This is a genomic window from Limnobaculum zhutongyuii (assembly GCF_004295645.1).
GTDB classification, from domain to species: domain Bacteria; phylum Pseudomonadota; class Gammaproteobacteria; order Enterobacterales; family Enterobacteriaceae; genus Limnobaculum; species Limnobaculum zhutongyuii.
In genome coordinates this window covers 2,991,991-3,008,098 of record NZ_CP034752.1, presented here as the reverse complement: position 1 = coordinate 3,008,098, position 16,108 = coordinate 2,991,991, and the positions used below count along the sequence as shown (strand labels likewise).

At 48.2% G+C, this 16,108-nt stretch carries 14 protein-coding genes; 9 read left to right on the top strand and 5 right to left on the bottom strand.

The genetic code is table 11. The features are described from left to right. From EKN56_RS13505 to EKN56_RS13490, 4 genes are all read left to right on the top strand, one after another. On the top strand, positions 1-705 hold the full coding sequence (locus EKN56_RS13505; RefSeq protein WP_130592258.1) for a YdhW family putative oxidoreductase system protein: 705 nt from the start codon (positions 1-3) through the stop codon (positions 703-705). Between the two features lie 217 nt (positions 706-922). Then, positions 923-1,591: a 4Fe-4S dicluster domain-containing protein gene (locus tag EKN56_RS13500; RefSeq protein WP_130592257.1), complete on the top strand. Its 669-nt coding sequence runs from the start codon at positions 923-925 to the stop codon at positions 1,589-1,591. Continuing rightward, a complete protein-coding gene (gene phsC, locus EKN56_RS13495; RefSeq protein WP_130592256.1) occupies positions 1,588-2,373 on the top strand; it encodes a thiosulfate reductase cytochrome B subunit in 786 nt (261 codons plus the stop codon). Before EKN56_RS13500 ends, phsC begins: the two co-directional genes overlap by 4 nt. Further along, on the top strand, positions 2,373-3,392 hold the full coding sequence (locus EKN56_RS13490) for a hypothetical protein (RefSeq protein WP_130592255.1): 1,020 nt from the start codon (positions 2,373-2,375) through the stop codon (positions 3,390-3,392). The genes phsC and EKN56_RS13490 overlap by 1 nt, the downstream gene beginning before the upstream one ends. A gap of 29 nt (positions 3,393-3,421) precedes the next feature. Here the strand turns inward: EKN56_RS13490 and hemL are convergent, their stop codons facing one another. Next, on the bottom strand, positions 3,422-4,708 hold the full coding sequence (gene hemL / locus EKN56_RS13485) for a glutamate-1-semialdehyde 2,1-aminomutase (RefSeq protein WP_130592254.1): 1,287 nt from the start codon (positions 4,706-4,708) through the stop codon (positions 3,422-3,424). Between the two features lie 377 nt (positions 4,709-5,085). Between hemL and erpA the strand changes: the two genes are divergently transcribed. Further along, on the top strand, positions 5,086-5,430 hold the full coding sequence (gene erpA, locus EKN56_RS13480; RefSeq protein ID WP_108900121.1) for an iron-sulfur cluster insertion protein ErpA: 345 nt from the start codon (positions 5,086-5,088) through the stop codon (positions 5,428-5,430). A 326-nt stretch (positions 5,431-5,756) separates the two neighbouring features. Here the strand turns inward: erpA and EKN56_RS13475 are convergent, their stop codons facing one another. Genes EKN56_RS13475 through mtnN form a run of 3 tightly spaced genes read right to left on the bottom strand, consistent with a single transcriptional unit; the run spans position 5,757 to position 7,956 of the window. Further along, positions 5,757-6,371 carry a TRIC cation channel family protein gene (locus EKN56_RS13475; protein WP_130592253.1) on the bottom strand — a complete coding sequence of 205 codons (615 nt, stop codon included), beginning with the start codon at positions 6,369-6,371 and terminating at the stop codon, positions 5,757-5,759. Positions 6,372-6,400: 29 nt separating this feature from the next. Beyond that, positions 6,401-7,255: a vitamin B12 ABC transporter substrate-binding protein BtuF gene (gene btuF, locus EKN56_RS13470; RefSeq protein ID WP_130592252.1), complete on the bottom strand. Its 855-nt coding sequence runs from the start codon at positions 7,253-7,255 to the stop codon at positions 6,401-6,403. Further along, positions 7,255-7,956, bottom strand: coding sequence for a 5'-methylthioadenosine/S-adenosylhomocysteine nucleosidase (gene mtnN / locus EKN56_RS13465; protein ID WP_130592251.1), 702 nt, complete (start codon positions 7,954-7,956; stop codon positions 7,255-7,257). The genes btuF and mtnN overlap by 1 nt, the downstream gene beginning before the upstream one ends. A gap of 259 nt (positions 7,957-8,215) precedes the next feature. Here mtnN and dgt point away from each other — a divergent pair, with 259 nt between their 5' ends. Further along, the gene (gene dgt / locus EKN56_RS13460) at positions 8,216-9,715 is read left to right on the top strand and encodes a dGTPase (RefSeq protein ID WP_130593706.1); all 1,500 of its coding nucleotides are present in this window, start codon (positions 8,216-8,218) and stop codon (positions 9,713-9,715) included. A gap of 245 nt (positions 9,716-9,960) precedes the next feature. Continuing rightward, the gene (locus EKN56_RS13455) at positions 9,961-11,115 is read left to right on the top strand and encodes a CdaR family transcriptional regulator (protein ID WP_130592250.1); all 1,155 of its coding nucleotides are present in this window, start codon (positions 9,961-9,963) and stop codon (positions 11,113-11,115) included. Positions 11,116-11,270: 155 nt separating this feature from the next. Here the strand turns inward: EKN56_RS13455 and garD are convergent, their stop codons facing one another. Beyond that, entirely contained in the window at positions 11,271-12,833 is a 1,563-nt protein-coding gene (gene garD / locus EKN56_RS13450) for a galactarate dehydratase (protein WP_130592249.1), read from the bottom strand. Between the two features lie 549 nt (positions 12,834-13,382). On the opposite strand from garD, the gene EKN56_RS13445 reads away from it, so the two are divergent. Further along, a complete protein-coding gene (locus EKN56_RS13445) occupies positions 13,383-14,717 on the top strand; it encodes an MFS transporter (RefSeq protein WP_130592248.1) in 1,335 nt (444 codons plus the stop codon). A gap of 19 nt (positions 14,718-14,736) precedes the next feature. Then, entirely contained in the window at positions 14,737-16,071 is a 1,335-nt protein-coding gene (locus EKN56_RS13440; RefSeq protein WP_130592247.1) for an enolase C-terminal domain-like protein, read from the top strand. Positions 16,072-16,108: the final 37 nt, after the last annotated feature.

Below are 16,108 nucleotides of genomic sequence, written 5' to 3'. Positions count from 1 at the left end.
ATGCGGGAATCGACTGAAAACCTCACTTTAATCAATGAAAGCGCCGTCGATAGTACGGTTGCAGAGGTGATTGATAGCGGTAAACGACGCTGGATAACCGTAATAGGGGATGAAGCCGGAGTTCGTCAGCAGGATATTGAATCAGCACAACAACAGTTGGCTGAACAGCAAGATTCTCCTGCTAATGTAGTGGCCGATTTTATCCGGCAGAGTTCGATCACCGGTGCGCTGGTGGCTCGTAGTATGTTGCTGGCACCGCCTTACTCGATGACAGAGCCGGATCTGGCGAAAGTACTGGAAGAGATTGGGCATACCGAGGCATTTGCCGACATTATGCTCAGCGTCGGAACCCAGGATGATTACTACTATTCATCCCAAAGTATTTCGGTGAACTACGCCAACATGTGTGTGCTGGTGATTGAGAAAGATATTTGCCGAACTATTGCACAAGCGGTGAGGTTTGAGTGTGAAACCTATCCTCGCCCCTACAAGGTTGCGATGTTGGCTCAGTCTCCTTACTGCTTTGAACCGGAACAGATTGAAGCCGCGTTGACCGCGATTGACACCCATCCTGATTACGCAGATATCAGGCCGGTAGCCTCATCTGACGGGCAAGCGTACCTGTTTAGCGAGCGGTTTATGAGTTACGGAAAAGCTTACGGGCTGTGTGAGTGGTTAGAAGTCGAGCAGTTTCAAAACCCATAACGTATGGCAGCAGTCGGGTAGTACAACATTGCGTATGGGTTACAGGGTGTAATGACAATTAAAAAACAGAAGATTCAGGTCATTATTCATAAGCAGTACCTTGCTATTTCATCACATTAGAAATAGAGAATGGCGGAGAAAGAGAGATGAGCAATGCATTGTTAACGTTATGGATGATGCCGGGATACTGCAGCCAACAGAATCAGGGGATTAGCAGATGACCTACACACGGCGTAAATTTGTCATCGGTATGGGCACGGTTATATTTTTCTCCGGCCCGGGCCAAAGCTTACTTGCGGCATCAAACAAAACCAGTCAGGTTCGTTACGCCATGATTCATGATGAAACCCTGTGCAACGGCTGTAACCTGTGTGCCCGAGCCTGTCGCAAAGTGAATCATGTTCCCGATCGGGGAAGCCGTTTATCCATTGCCCACATTCCGGTTTCGGACAATGAAAACGAAACCCAATATCACTTTTTCCGTCAATCCTGTCAGCATTGTGAAGATGCACCCTGTATTGACGTTTGCCCAACGGGAGCCTCATGGAGGGACGATCGGGGAATTGTACGGGTAGATACACAACGCTGTATTGGATGCAGTTACTGCATTGGCGCGTGCCCTTATCAGGTTCGTTACCTTAATCCGGTAACCAAAGTGGCGGACAAGTGTGATTTCTGTGCTGAATCCCGACTGGCAAAAGGTTTTGCCCCTATTTGCGTTAACGTGTGTCCACAGAACGCGTTAATTTTTGGCCGTGAAGATAGCGAAGTGGTACAGAACTGGCTAAAAAATAATAAATATTATGAGTACCAATTAAAAGGTGCTGGTGCTCCTCATCTTTATCGCCGTTTTGGTCAACATCTGATTAAAAAGGATAGTGTATGAACGCGATGCCAAATGCCGAACAATTCCAGTCCCAGCTTAGTCTCTATATCCCGGTGTTTACACCGGAGTTCTGGCCAGTATGGCTGGTGATTGCCGGAATAGCGTTAGTGGGTATGCTGTTGGTGTTGGCGCTGCATGCTTTTTTACGTTTCAGGCAGGCCAATCGACAAATGCACGACCACGGTGAGAAAGTGTATCTCTACTCGAAAGCCGTGCGCTTGTGGCACTGGTCTAACGCACTATTATTTATCCTGTTGCTATGTAGCGGCTTAATTAATCATTTCAATCTGGTGGCTCCTGCAGCGGTTAAAAGCCTGGTTGGGGTGCATGAAATTTGCGGATTCTTATTGTTAGCGTGCTGGATTGGCTTTGTGCTGATTAATGCGCTGGGGGGCAATGGTCACCACTACCTGATTAAACCTCAGGGCTGGTTAGGGCGCGCGATAAAGCAGGTGAACTTTTATCTGTTTGGCATTATGAAAGGGGAAGAACATCCATTTCCGGCAACTCAACGCTCGAAGTTTAATCCGCTACAGCAGGTTGCTTATCTGGGGGTAATGTATGGGCTGGTGCCTCTGTTGCTGATTTCAGGGCTGATCTCCCTCTATCCGGAGGCCTTGGGCCTACAGCAGGTCGGTATTCGATACTGGATCCTTCAGGCTCATTTCTTACTGGCAGTGTTTAGCATTTTCTTTATTTTTGGTCATTTGTATCTGTGCACCACCGGGCGTACACCAACAGAAACCTTCAAATGCATGATTGATGGTTATCACCGTCACTGATGATGCTAATTACCCGTAAAGAGCTACGGGCCTGGCGAACGGGCCCGAAAATTTACCGCTGGTTCCTCAGGAATTTTCCTGACGGTGGGCGCTATGCCGATGTCCACAATGCTTTGATTAGACATGGGTATGTGGACTGGGCGACCAGCCTGGTGGAATATGCTTATTCTCTGTGGCTGGAGAAAGAGAACTTTGCTCTGCAGGAAACCGATGCCACCGACCTGCTGGCCGATGTGCTAAGCCACCGACTGATGACCGTTACCCTCTCTCCAGCTTTGCCTTCACAATACGCTTCAATGCCGAATGATTTCAGAACAGCCGTTGCCAATCAATATGCCGGACGTCAGGCGAGTGGCGCAGACTATTTCAGCGTAATGAATATTGATAACGGCAGCCAGATTAGCAACAGTGGTGATGAGGCCCGAATAGGGAGTACCGGCAGTAGTGTAAGAATCGCCAGCTCCGGCGTAAATAGCCAGATTGGCAGTTGTGGTGAGTATGGCTGGATTAGCAGTTCCGGCTACTCAACTCAGGTTGCCAGTTGTGGATATGGCGCACGAGTCGGCTGTGTCGGGCATGATGTTCGGGTTGGAAGTTCAGGGGACAGGGCGCGTATTGCTGCTGCGGGAAATTCAGCCAAAATCAGCAGCTCCGGGCGAGGAGTAAAAATAGGCAGTGCAGGAATGCGAGCGCGCATTAGCAGTGTGGGTGATAGTTCTAAAGTTGCCAGCGCAGGCGATCTCTCGCATATTTCCAGTTTTGGTACTGGGGCCAGAGTGGTGAGTGCCGGAAATGATGCGCGTATTGTAGCGATGGGGCCAGATTCATTGATCGCCAGTGCCGGTTCGGTCGATTATGTTGTATTGGGAAAAGGGGGCTGTGCTTCCATTCCCTATTTTGATGGAGAACGGATTCGTTTTGCGGTTGCTTATGAAGGGGAAGAAAACATTAAGGCTGGCGTAAAGTACTGCCTGAATCATCAGCACCAGTTTGTCGAATGGGATGAGGAAACCCGGTGATATCAGGGATACCACCGGATAGTCACGATTTACGCAGCCAGTTTTGCAAAGCAGCGTTCAGCGGCATCAATAGTGCGTTGAATATCTTTCTCTGAATGGGCCAGAGACATAAAGCCCGCTTCAAATGCTGATGGTGCCAGATAGATACCTTCCTGCAACATCAAATGGAAGAAACGTTTAAAACGTTCAACGTCGCATTTCACCACGTCCTGATAGCAGGTTACGCTATCAGCATCCGTGAAGAAAATACCAAACATACCGCCAACGTAGTTCATTACCAGTGGAATGCCTTGTCTTTTCGCCGCTTTCAACAAGCCATTGGATAGTTGTTCGGTTCTTTCCGCCAACTGTGAGTAAACACCCACATCGGTAAGCTGACTTAAACAGGCATAGCCTGCAGCCATAGCAATCGGGTTACCGGACAGAGTTCCTGCCTGATATACCGGACCCGTTGGAGCCAGTGCAGCCATAACATCGCGGCGGCCACCAAATGCACCGACTGGCATACCGCCACCGATAATTTTACCTAAGCAGGTCAGGTCAGGCGTTACGTTATAGTAAGCCTGAGCACCGCCCAGAGCCACGCGGAAACCGGTCATAACTTCATCGATAATTAACAGTGCGCCGTACTGATCACAGAGTTGACGCAAACCCGGCAGGAAGTCAGCAGCCGGAGGAATACAGTTCATATTACCGGCGACGGGCTCAACAATAATACAGGCGATAGTCTCAGGGTTTTGTTCAAACGCCTCACGCACGGTATTAAGATCGTTATAAGTACAGGTCAGGGTATGTTTGGCAAAATCAGCCGGTACGCCAGGGGAGTTTGGCTGGCCTAGCGTTAATGCCCCTGACCCAGCTTTTACCAGCAGACAGTCAGCATGGCCGTGGTAGCAACCTTCAAATTTGATGATCTTATCGCGACCGGTAAAGCCCCGGGCCAGACGAATAGCGCTCATGGTCGCTTCGGTACCGGAGTTAACCATCCGAACCATATCCATAGATGGAACCAGTTCGGTCACCAGCGTTGCCATTTCCACTTCCATTTCGGTTGGCGCGCCAAAACTTAAACCACGTTGTACAGCTTCAATGACCGCGTCACGAATAACATCATTATTATGACCAAGGATCATTGGACCCCATGAGCCAACATAGTCGATATAGGCTTTACCATCAGCATCATACAGGTAAGCACCATCAGCACGTTCAACAAACAGTGGTACACCGCCCACGCCAGTAAATGCACGTACTGGTGAGTTAACGCCACCGGGGATGACCTGCTGGGCCTGTAGATATAGACTTTCTGATTTACTCATGAAGAGGCTCCTGCCTTGTTATCGGAATAGGTGATATACGGCTATTCTAAAAGAACTGAGGATAAATATCAGCTTTAGAATCTTTACCAGTCTTGTCAAAGGGTTTCGATAACTTGCAGGTCACTCGTGAAAATGGTGGTAATAGCAGACAAAAATAAAGCGTAATTTGACGCATTTTGTTACCGGCGTTGGTGGTAAAATAGGGAAATCAGGCGTAGCTTACGGGCTATATTTTTCTTATGCCTCTTGCTGATTGATTGTGGAATGAGGCACGACTGCGTATAATACTTGAACGTTTTAGTCAACTATTAGATAATTATAAGATGATTAGACTCGCCCGTGTCGCGGGTCTGAACCAGATAAGCCGGAGACAATTGATGAGTGATTCAACTGCTTTGCCCCTCGAATTTACCGATGCGGCAGCGAATAAAGTAAAGGCGCTGATTGCCGATGAAAGCAATCCTGAATTAAAACTGCGTGTTTATATTACCGGTGGCGGTTGCAGCGGTTTCCAGTATGGCTTCACCTTTGATGAAAAGGTCAACGACGGCGATATGATTATCGAAAAGCAGGGTGTTTCTCTGGTGGTTGATCCAATGAGCCTACAGTACCTGGTGGGTGGTGCGGTTGACTATACCGAAGGTCTGGAAGGTTCCCGCTTTATTATTCAGAACCCGAATGCGAAGAGCACTTGTGGGTGTGGATCGTCGTTTAGTGTTTGATATTTTAGGTTAGCTTCAGGGGATATTCCGGCCGTAATGGCCGTGTGCTTATATTGGTATTGAGCGCGGCCGGAAGACCATCTGTACTTGGAAACGGAGTGCGTTGGGCCTGGATTCCCTAGGGGCGCTTCGTTGGCTTACGCCAAGTCGACCCCAACGGCAATCCCTCCCAACGATTGACTTTTCTAAGAAACAACCCTGAATCGCCGGATGTTGTTATCAATCAGGAATCATCCTTTTTTTTCTGTCCTTGTCTTAATCTAAGTCAACCTCTGTACTTCCTGATGATTCACTTTTCAATTGAATTGATTTACTCATTCAATTTCTTACTTTTCCAAACTAAACGTTGGGAGTTTCAGGTTCCAGCGGATGGCGGCCAGGCGGATGGTGAGGGTGATGAGCATGCCTATCATACCGGATTCTTCCAGGCCGAGGTTGAAGTAGTAGTGGGCGGTGGCGTGGACTGAGCCGCCGATGATGCAGGCGGTGGCGTAGACTTCGGTACGTAGAATCATGGGGATTTCACGGGCCAGTACATCGCGAATGATACCGCCACCAACGCCGGTTAATACGCCCATGCAGGTTGCTACCAGCGGACCGGTTCCGGCGATAAAAGCTTTGTTAACGCCAATACCGACGAACACCGCGAGGCCGATGGCGTCGAGTACCGGTAAGATCCATTTTGGCAGGCTGCGGGGATGGCGAACCAGCAGAATAGTGAATACACAGGTCACCAGTGCCACCACTAAATCGGTGGGATCTTTAACCCAGAATACCGGGCCATTGGCTAATGCCATATCGCGGATAGTTCCACCGCCGACTGCCGTTACTACACCAAGCACTAAAACCCCAAACGGGTCCATGCGTAATTTTCCTGCTAATAGCACGCCAGAAATAGCAAAAACGGCGGTTCCAAGAATATCCAGCCAATAAACCAACATATAACAGGTACTCCAATCCTATGGTGTATCTAAGGTGTAGATGATATTTCAGACATCTTTTGGCATATGACTTCAGCGGCCTGGATTATCCTTGGTCCGCTGCGGTTAAACCAGTCTTCCGGAACGGTAACGACAGGAATATCTAACTGACCGCGCCAGAATGTTTGAACGTTTTTAATTTTTTCCTGTTCACCCGCAATAACAATGAGCTGTGGTTTGCGGGTAAGTACCTGCTCACGGCTTACCTGCGGCCAGGGAACCGGACTGTCGGCAAAGATATTTTTTCCACCGCACAGAGAAATGACTTCACTCTGTAAGGTTTTGCCTGAGGCAGTAAACAGTGGCTGATTGCTAAATTGTAGAAACACTCTGACTGGTTCGCCTTTTCGCTGGTAGCGCTGTTCCAGAGCCTGCTTGTCAGTCAGTAATTTAGCGGCGGCCTGTAGGGCTATTTCTGGTTTTGGGCTATAGGCGGCTAACTGGTTTAGATTATCCGCAATTTCCTGAATAGTTTGTGGATCTGAATAGAACAGCGAAATGCCAAATCCGGATAGCTGATCCAGTACCTTCTGTGGGTTGCCGCCGCGCCAGGCCAGAATCAGATCGGGCTTTAGCGCCAGTACGCGTTCCAGATTGATACCCTGCCAGGAAGCCACTTTTTCCAGCTTGTTAGCCTCGAGAGGATAGTCTGAATAATCACTGGCGGCGATCAACACATCCCCCATTCCGGCGGCATAAGCCAGCTCGGTTGTATGAGGTGCCAGACTGATAACCCGCTGTGGGGAAGCTTTTGCCTGATGAGAACCCATTGACAAACTAACCGCCGTTAGCAGAACTAACAGCGGTGTTATCAGGTACTTTTGCCATAAAGACTGAACGGTCATTATTGTTGTTCTGCCAGTGCCTTAAGCATAGTGCCAACCATCAGAGAAGACTGTTGGGCAGCTAATACCAGAAACTCATCAAAGCTTAGATGAGATTCCTGATCGGCAACGTCAGAAATAGCGCGTACCACCACAAACGGCGTGCCAAATTGATAGCACACGTGACCAATAGCCGCGGCTTCCATCTCAACGGCAATGACGGAAGGGAAGGTGGTACGAATGCGTGCCAATGGCTCGGCACCGTTAATAAAGGCATCACCGCTGCAAATCAGGCCACGAACCGCATGCAGATCGCACTGCTGAATACAACGCTCGGCCAGCGTAATCAGTTTTGGATCTGCCGGGAAAGCGGCCGGACAGCCCGCCATTTGACCAGGCTCATAGCCAAAGGCAGTGACATCGGCATCGTGATAACGAACTTCATCTGATACCACGATATCACCTACTTTTAGCGTCGATGCCAGACCACCCGCAGAACCGGTATTAATAATCACATCGGGTTTACAGGTTTCCAGCAATAGCGTTGTGCCCAGCGCAGCAGCGACTTTACCGATACCGGATTTCAATAAAGCCACTTCAACGCCGTTTAGACGACCGGTATAAATTTCACAGCCAGCGCGTTTAATGGTTTCACACTGTTCGATTTGAGAACGCAGCAGGGCAACTTCTTGCTCCATGGCGCCAATAATACCTATTTTCATCGCGATCTCCTGCTAAGTTCGATGCATAAATTGGCGCGTAGTCTATCATGCTAATGAGCGAAATGAGTCGCTTCAAATGCAGAGATTTTTATGTGCTTTTGATTAATCTTTAATCCGTGAACGGATAATGTATGATTGTGACTGAAAATGTCATATCGCGATGAAACAGAACCGCTTTGGTTTTCATCAGGATAGAATCGAAAAGGCAGGGCTTCGGGGGAAGAACGTAGCGCTGTCACCAGCAGAATGGGAAGAGGCTATGTCCGGGATTGATTTTGGCAAGAGAATAACAGTTCAGCGTCCTTTTAGTTCATCATCGCCAGCCCCTGTAGGGGAATACGAAATTACCCGCCAGTTTGAAAGCGATCGCGGGCGTATTATCAATTCTGCGGCTATCCGTCGATTACAGCAAAAAACACAGGTATTTCCACTGGAGCGCAATGCCGCGGTACGTAGCCGTTTGACGCATTCCATGGAGGTACAACAGGTCGGTCGCCATATTGCCAAAGATATCTTCCATCAGTTGAAAAAAGAGGGGCGTATTGAGCAACTGGGGTTGGATAAAACCTTAGAGGCTTTTGAAAGCATCGTTGAAATGGCCTGTCTGATGCACGATGTGGGTAATCCTCCTTTTGGCCATTTTGGCGAAGCGGCAATCAATAACTGGTTTGGCAAACGTCTGAACGCCGGAGCCGGTAAGCTATGTCACTATCATTGTCTGCGACTGGAAGATGAACAGCCAGAGTTGAATCAACTGCGCTTACGCATTTGTCAGGACTTAAGCAATTTTGAAGGCAATGCTCAGGCGATTCGTCTGGTGCACACATTGCTGAAACTGAATCTGACCTATTCTCAGGTCGCCTGCATACTGAAATACACCAAACCCGCATACTGGTCAGACAGCGTCCCGGCTGAATTCAGCTATCTGATGAAAAAGCCCGGCTATTATCTGGCAGAAGAAGCTTTTGTGACCGAACTGCGTTATAAGCTGGGCATGGAAGAGTTTAGTCGTTACCCGCTGACTTATATTATGGAAGCCGCAGACGATATCTCTTACTGCATTGCCGATCTCGAAGATGCCGTAGAGAAGAGCATTCTGACCATTGAGCAACTGTATGACCACCTGAGATGCGCCTGGGGAACGGTATCCGAGGGCGATCTGTTTGATAAAACCGTCGGTAGTGCCATCCGTAAAATGGAACAGGGCAGTGGCTATCGCCATCGTGAAGATCAATTTTTTATGTATCTGCGGGTATATACCGTCGGTCAATTAGTGCCGAAAGCAGCGCAACGGTTTATTCAAAATTTACCGGCGATTTTTGCCGGAAACTTTAATCAGGCGCTGCTGGAAGATGGTGATGAAGCCTTCAAGTTATTGAGTGTGTATAAAGATGTGGCGTTGAAATATGTCTTTAGCCACGAAGAAGTGGAACAGCTTGAGTTACAGGGATATCGGGTAATTAACGGCCTGCTGGATATTTATAGCCCGTTGCTGGATATGCCGATGGCTGATTTTACGCGTCTGGTTAAAGAGAATAGCCATCGGGGCTATCTGATAGAGACCCGGCTATTCCATAAGCTTTCCACCAAACATTGCATGGCTTATAAAGAAGCCATGGCTAAATTAGGGCATTTGCCTGAATCACAGTTGGAGATTCGGGAATTCTATTATCGTGCCAGATTGATTCAGGATTACATTAGCGGCATGACCGATCTTTATGCTTATGATGAATACCGTAAATTAATGGCGGCAGAGTAGCGTTCTGCTGTCAGATCTTCAGTTTTCTACAATATCCCACTTTATCTTCTCCCTGTTTCAGGGAGATATGCCACTATTGTTATCAAAATGATATTTTTTCTATACAAATCGCTGTTTTCCCCCCGCATAATTGTGACTGTTTCCGCAGTTTGAACAAATAGAATACAAATTTGGGCATTTGCACAATGCTCTGATTAAAAACAGCAATTAGTCTTGAGGGTCAGAATCACTTCAGGGATACCGCCATGTCTTTTTATCACCTCGATGCCAAACTCGCTCAGGATATCGTCGACAGAACGATGCAGATTATTGACAGCAACATTAACGTGATGGATGCCAAAGGAACCATTATCGGCAGCGGCGACATTAACCGTATTGGCGAGTTACATGAGGGGGCTTTGCTGGCGCTTTCTCAGGGGCGAGTGGTAGAAATTAATGAAGCGGTAGCCGCCAGTCTTCATGGGGTGCGTCCCGGTATTAACCTACCGCTGAGAGTTGAAGGCGATATTGTCGGAGTGATTGGTCTGACGGGGGAACCCGATGTTCTACGTCAGCATGGTCAACTGGTCGGTATGGCGGCGGAGATGATGCTGGAGCAGGCGCGGTTGATGAATATGCTGGCGCAGGATAGCCGGATGCGTGAAGCGCTGGTATTAAACCTGATCCGCAGCGATGAGTTACCCACATCACTGATGGAGTGGGCACAGCGTTTAGGTATCGACCTCTCCCAACCGAGGGTCGTGACGCTGATTGAGCTGGATAGCGGTCATCTGGGGGTGGATGTCTCAATGAAGGAGCTGCAGCAGCTGCAAAGCCTGCTAACGGTTCCCGATCGGGATAATCTGATTGCCATCGTCTCCCTGAATGAAATGGTGGTGCTGCAACCAGCTCTGAATAGTCACGGGCGCTGGGATGCAGAAGAGCACCGTAAACGAGTTGATAGCCTTTTGCTGCGCATTTCTGAAAGCAGTCGCCTGAATGTCAGAGTCTCTTTAGGCAACCATTTCTCCGGTCCGGGCTGCGTAGCGCGTTCTTACAGCACAGCCAAAGCGGCCATGTCGGTAGGCAAACAGCGAATGCCTGAACAGCATAGCTATTACTATCAGGACTTGATGCTGCCGGTGTTACTGGATAGCTTGCGCGGTGGCTGGCAGGTTAACGAATTGAATCGCCCTCTGGCTAAGCTGAAAGCCATGGATAATAATGGCTTATTACGTCGTACCTTACTGGCCTGGTTTAAACATAATATGCATCCAGGAGCTACGGTTAAATCTCTCTATATTCACCGCAATACTCTGGATTATCGCCTGAATCGCATCTCGGAAATTACCGGATTAAACCTGAAGAAGTTTGATGATCATATGCAGTTGTATATTGCATTGCAGCTGGATGATGAATGATTGGTTTTATGAATAGATATGTCTGAGGCTATGGTCCTTCCGGCCGAACACGATGTTATTACGGCTTGAATATCCAACAGAGTCTATTTGATGGACTCAGCAAAAAGGGTCAGTATCAACTTCACTGACCCAAATAAAAAAGAGATATCGCTACATTACGTCACCGGCGCCGGATTAAACACCGCCAGCGCATTATGTAATCCCCAATGATCTGACCATGGCATTTTACGTCCGCTAGCAACATCCAACAGCAGGTGGAACAGTTCCCAGCCGACTTGCTCAATGGTTGCCTCGCCGGTAGCGATAGTACCTGCATCAATATCCACCAAATCAAACCAGCGCTTGGCCAGCGCGCTACGGGTAGACATTTTGATCACCGGCACTGCCGCCAGACCGTACGGTGTTCCACGACCGGAAGTGAATACTTGTAAAGTGATGCCGGAGGCTAACTGCTGGGTTCCACACACAAAGTCGCTGGCTGGGGTAGCGGCATAAATTAACCCGCGTTTAGTTGGGCGCTGACCGGGGGAGAGCACTTCAACAATGGCGCTTTTGCCTGATTTAGCAATCGAACCTAACGCTTTTTCCACCACGTTAGCCAGACCACCTTTCTTATTACCCGGTGACGGGTTAGCACTGCGATCGGTTTCGCCGCTGTTCAGATAGTTATCATACCAGGCCATTTCACGCAGTAAGTCTTTACCCACTTCTGGCGTTACGGTGCGAGGCGTAAGCAAATGAATAGCATCACGAACTTCCGTCACTTCTGAGAACATCACGGTGGCACCGCAGCGCACCAGCAGATCAGCCGCATATCCTACCGCCGGGTTGGCGGTAACACCGGAGAAAGCATCGCTGCCGCCACACTGCATGCCGACCACCAGCTCAGACGCCGGGCAAGTTTCTCTCTGACGGCTATTCAAACGTTGCAGATGTTTTTCCGCTACCGACATGATCTCTTTAATCATGGCTTCGAAGCCAACATGCTGCTCGTCTTGCAGGCGGATAATCGGACTGTCGGTCAGAATGATCTTTTGTACATCAGGTGTGCCTTCCAGCAACCTTTCCGGCTGGAGCTTTTCACAGCCCAGACCGATAACCATCACTTCACCACCAAAGTTCGGGTTCAGTGCCAGATTATGAATGGTTCGAATAGGGATAACTGCTGCCGGTGCATTAATCGCAACGCCGCAGCCATAAAGGTGGTTCAGGCCAACAACACCGTCAACGTTAGGGTATTTGGGGAGCAGGTCGCGTTCAATTAGCTTCACCACATAATCAACGACACCCGCAACGCACTGAACGCTGGTGGTGATGCCTAACAGGTTTTTAGTGCCGACGCTTCCATCGGCATTACGGTAGCCTTCAAAGGTATAACCTTCTAAGGGTGGAAGCGCTTCAGGAACTTTAGTCGATAATGGCAGGGTTTCTAATGCGGGAGCCTGTGGGAGTGTCACCAGCGACTCTTCGATCCAACTTCCTTGGGGAATATCCCGTACCGCATAGCCGATAATCTCCCCATAACGCACAATGGCTGTATCTTTGGCGATAGCCTGTAAAGCCACTTTATGACCCTGAGGAACATATTCCGTTAACTCCAAACCACAGCTAAACCGGGTGCCAGCAGGCAGCCCGTTATCATTCACTACAATCGCTACATTGTCCTGCTCGTCGACTTTAATATAAAGCGGAGCAGCAAGATTGTTATCTTTAATCATTATAAATACCTTCAGTGTTAAAGAGTTTTAACAGGTGATAATTTTAAAAGTATTGTAATTAGCGGCGGTTTAGCGAATTTTTTCTATTTACCTTTATATCCTGTTTATATTTTTACTGCCTATCTTTAAAAATAACAATGGCTATTTTTTTTGCCGATTTAGTAAATGAATAATTGGCGATTGATATGTGACAAGTATCAACTTTCCGGACTATTTTTTTACTGAAATCTGGATGGGTTTAAATAAAACAACAAAATGATTTTATTGGTGTTTTTCATATATTCACCTAAATTAATGTGCAAAAAATGGTCTGAATTACATAAATGATTGTGCATATGCCCAATGCTTTAGCTAACCCGAAACAATTAGTATCCCCTCAGCGGTTTTATGAATTCTTAATTTTTCTATTTTCTTATTTCTGACTAAATAAATTTGCGGATTTATTTATTACTTACTCAAAGAATAATTTTTAACACAACCATTATCACTAACAATATTAAAAAATTGATGGATAAGTTGACCGAATAACTTTATCTACAGGAGAATACCATGGAGTCTACAAAGTCGGTGACAGGGGTAGGGGAAAAACCCACTCACGTTCGCTTTTGGATCGTTGTTATGCTGTTTGTGGTCACCGCAATTAACTATGGCGATCGTGCAACCCTATCGATTGCTGGTGCACCAATGTCTACCTCGCTGGGGCTGGATGCCATCGGTATGGGATATGTGTTCTCTGCATTCTCATGGGCCTATGTACTGGGCCAATTGCCGGGTGGCTGGTTACTGGATAGGTTTGGTTCTAAACGCGTCTATTTCTGGAGTATCTTCATTTGGTCGACCTTCACACTGTTACAGGGCGCTATTGGATTCCTGAGCGGTATGTGGGCACTGGTATTACTCTTCACATTGCGTTTTCTGGTGGGTTTAGCTGAATCCCCATCATTCCCGGGCAACAGTCGGATTGTTGCAGCATGGTTCCCGGCACAAGAACGTGGTACGGCAGTTGCCATCTTTAACTCGGCACAATATTTTGCAACCGTCATCTTCGCGCCAATTATGGGTTGGCTGACTCATACTCTGGGCTGGCAGTTCGTGTTCTACTTCATGGGCGGTCTGGGTATCATCGTCAGCTTAATCTGGTTAAAAGTCATTCACAATCCGAAAGAGCACCCGGGCATCAACCAGGGCGAAATCGACCATATCGAACGCGGTGGTGCGCTGACCAATATGGATCAGCAGAGCGCTAAAAAAGATGGCGGCCCTAAACTTCACTACATTAAGCAGTTATTAAGTTCACGTATGCTGGTGGGTATTTATATCGGTCAGTACTGTATCAACGCATTAACTTATTTCTTTATTACCTGGTTCCCGGTTTATCTGGTTCAGGCTCGTGGTATGTCCATTCTGAAAGCGGGCTTCGTGGCGTCTGTTCCTGCGTTATGTGGTTTTGCCGGCGGTATTCTGGGCGGCATTATCTCTGACTATCTGATGAAGAAAACAGGCTCTATTACACTGGCGAGAAAGTTACCTATCGTACTGGGCATGCTGTTATCTATCTCTATGATCTTCTGTAACTATGTTGAATCCGAAATGATGGTGGTTGGCTTTATGGCGCTGGCATTCTTCGGTAAAGGTATTGGTGCATTAGGTTGGGCGGTTATGGCGGATACCGCACCTAAAGAGATCAGCGGCCTGAGCGGCGGTCTGTTCAATATGTGTGGCAATATCTCCGGTATCGTAACGCCAATTGCTATCGGTTACATCGTACACACTACCGGGTCGTTCAACGGTGCTCTGGTTTACGTCGGTATCCATGCTGCGGTCGCGATTGTTAGCTATCTGTTTGTGGTTGGTAAGATTCAGCGTATTGAGCTGAAAGTGTAATCATCAGGAGACAAGTACTATGCATACGCAAGATACGCCAAACATTGTTTCCATGAGGGTCATTCCGGTTGCCGGTCATGACAGTATGCTAATGAATATCGGCGGAGCACATGGCGCATACTTCACTCGCAATATAGTCATTATTAAAGACAACGCCGGTCATACCGGCGTAGGTGAAGCCCCGGGTGGTGAAGTGATTTACAACACGCTGGTGGAGGCAATCCCCCACGTGGAGGGGCAGTCGGTAGCAATCCTTAACCGACTGGTCGATAAAATGCATCAGGGCAATTTGAATTCAGATTATGACACTTTTGGTAAAGGCGCCTGGACCTTTGAGCTACGGGTTAATGCAGTAGCGGCTCTGGAAGCGGCACTGTTGGATTTGATGGGCCAACATCTGGGTGTACCGGTTGCAGAATTACAGGGACCAGGTAAGCAACGGGATGAAGTTACCGTGCTGGGTTATCTGTTCTACATCGGTGACAGCCAACAAACTGATTTGCCTTATCTGGCTCCGGAAACCGGTAAACATGACTGGTATCGTCTGCGTCATCAAAAGGCCATGGACACTGCATCCGTAGTAGAACTGGCTGCCGCGGCTAAAGATCGCTATGGCTTCAAAGATTTTAAAATGAAGGGCGGTGTACTGGCGGGTGAAACTGAGATTGAAACGGTTACTGCGTTAGCCAAAACCTTCCCGGATGCACGTATCACGTTAGATCCTAACGGTGCATGGTCGCTGGATGAAGCTATCCGCTTATGTAAAGGCATGGACCATGTTCTTACCTATGCAGAAGATCCTTGTGGTGCAGAGAATGGTTATTCCGGTCGGGAAATCATGGCGGAGTTTCGTCGGGCAACCGGACTACCAACGGCAACCAATATGGTGGCGACTAACTGGCGCGAAATGTGCCACTCCATCATGTTACAGGCAGTAGATATTCCGCTGGCGGATCCGCATTTCTGGACATTAACCGGCGCTTCCCGCATTGCGCAGATGTGTAATGAATGGGGCCTCACCTGGGGTTGCCACTCTAATAACCACTTTGATATTTCTCTGGCAATGTTTACCCACGTAGGAGCTGCGGCACCGGGTAATCCAACCGCACTGGATACTCACTGGATCTGGCAGGAAGGTCAGCATTTGACCAAAGAGCCGATGCAAATCGTTAACGGCAAAATTGCCCTGAGCGATAAGCCCGGTCTGGGTATTGAGTTGGATATGGACCAGATAGAAAAAGCCCATGAGCGGTATAAAAAAATGCCGTCCGGTGCGCGTAATGACGCCATGGCGATGCAGTATCTGATCCCAGGATGGACCTTTGATAAAAAGCGTCCGGCAATGGTGCGCTAATGATGATTTGTCGGTTGGCCGTTAACATCAGCTGACC

Bases quoted from the DNA above. Each gene is read 5' to 3' on its own strand.
- EKN56_RS13505 (WP_130592258.1), top strand. From the start codon at position 1: ATGCGGGAATCGACTGAAAACCTCACTTTAATCAATGAAAGCGCCGTC.
- EKN56_RS13500 (WP_130592257.1), top strand. From the start codon at position 923: ATGACCTACACACGGCGTAAATTTGTCATCGGTATGGGCACGGTTATA.
- phsC (WP_130592256.1), top strand. From the start codon at position 1,588: ATGAACGCGATGCCAAATGCCGAACAATTCCAGTCCCAGCTTAGTCTC.
- EKN56_RS13490 (WP_130592255.1), top strand. From the start codon at position 2,373: ATGATGCTAATTACCCGTAAAGAGCTACGGGCCTGGCGAACGGGCCCG.
- hemL (WP_130592254.1), bottom strand. From the start codon at position 4,708: ATGAGTAAATCAGAAAGTCTATATCTACAGGCCCAGCAGGTCATCCCC.
- erpA (WP_108900121.1), top strand. From the start codon at position 5,086: ATGAGTGATTCAACTGCTTTGCCCCTCGAATTTACCGATGCGGCAGCG.
- EKN56_RS13475 (WP_130592253.1), bottom strand. From the start codon at position 6,371: ATGTTGGTTTATTGGCTGGATATTCTTGGAACCGCCGTTTTTGCTATT.
- btuF (WP_130592252.1), bottom strand. From the start codon at position 7,255: ATGACCGTTCAGTCTTTATGGCAAAAGTACCTGATAACACCGCTGTTA.
- mtnN (WP_130592251.1), bottom strand. From the start codon at position 7,956: ATGAAAATAGGTATTATTGGCGCCATGGAGCAAGAAGTTGCCCTGCTG.
- dgt (WP_130593706.1), top strand. From the start codon at position 8,216: ATGTCCGGGATTGATTTTGGCAAGAGAATAACAGTTCAGCGTCCTTTT.
- EKN56_RS13455 (WP_130592250.1), top strand. From the start codon at position 9,961: ATGTCTTTTTATCACCTCGATGCCAAACTCGCTCAGGATATCGTCGAC.
- garD (WP_130592249.1), bottom strand. From the start codon at position 12,833: ATGATTAAAGATAACAATCTTGCTGCTCCGCTTTATATTAAAGTCGAC.
- EKN56_RS13445 (WP_130592248.1), top strand. From the start codon at position 13,383: ATGGAGTCTACAAAGTCGGTGACAGGGGTAGGGGAAAAACCCACTCAC.
- EKN56_RS13440 (WP_130592247.1), top strand. From the start codon at position 14,737: ATGCATACGCAAGATACGCCAAACATTGTTTCCATGAGGGTCATTCCG.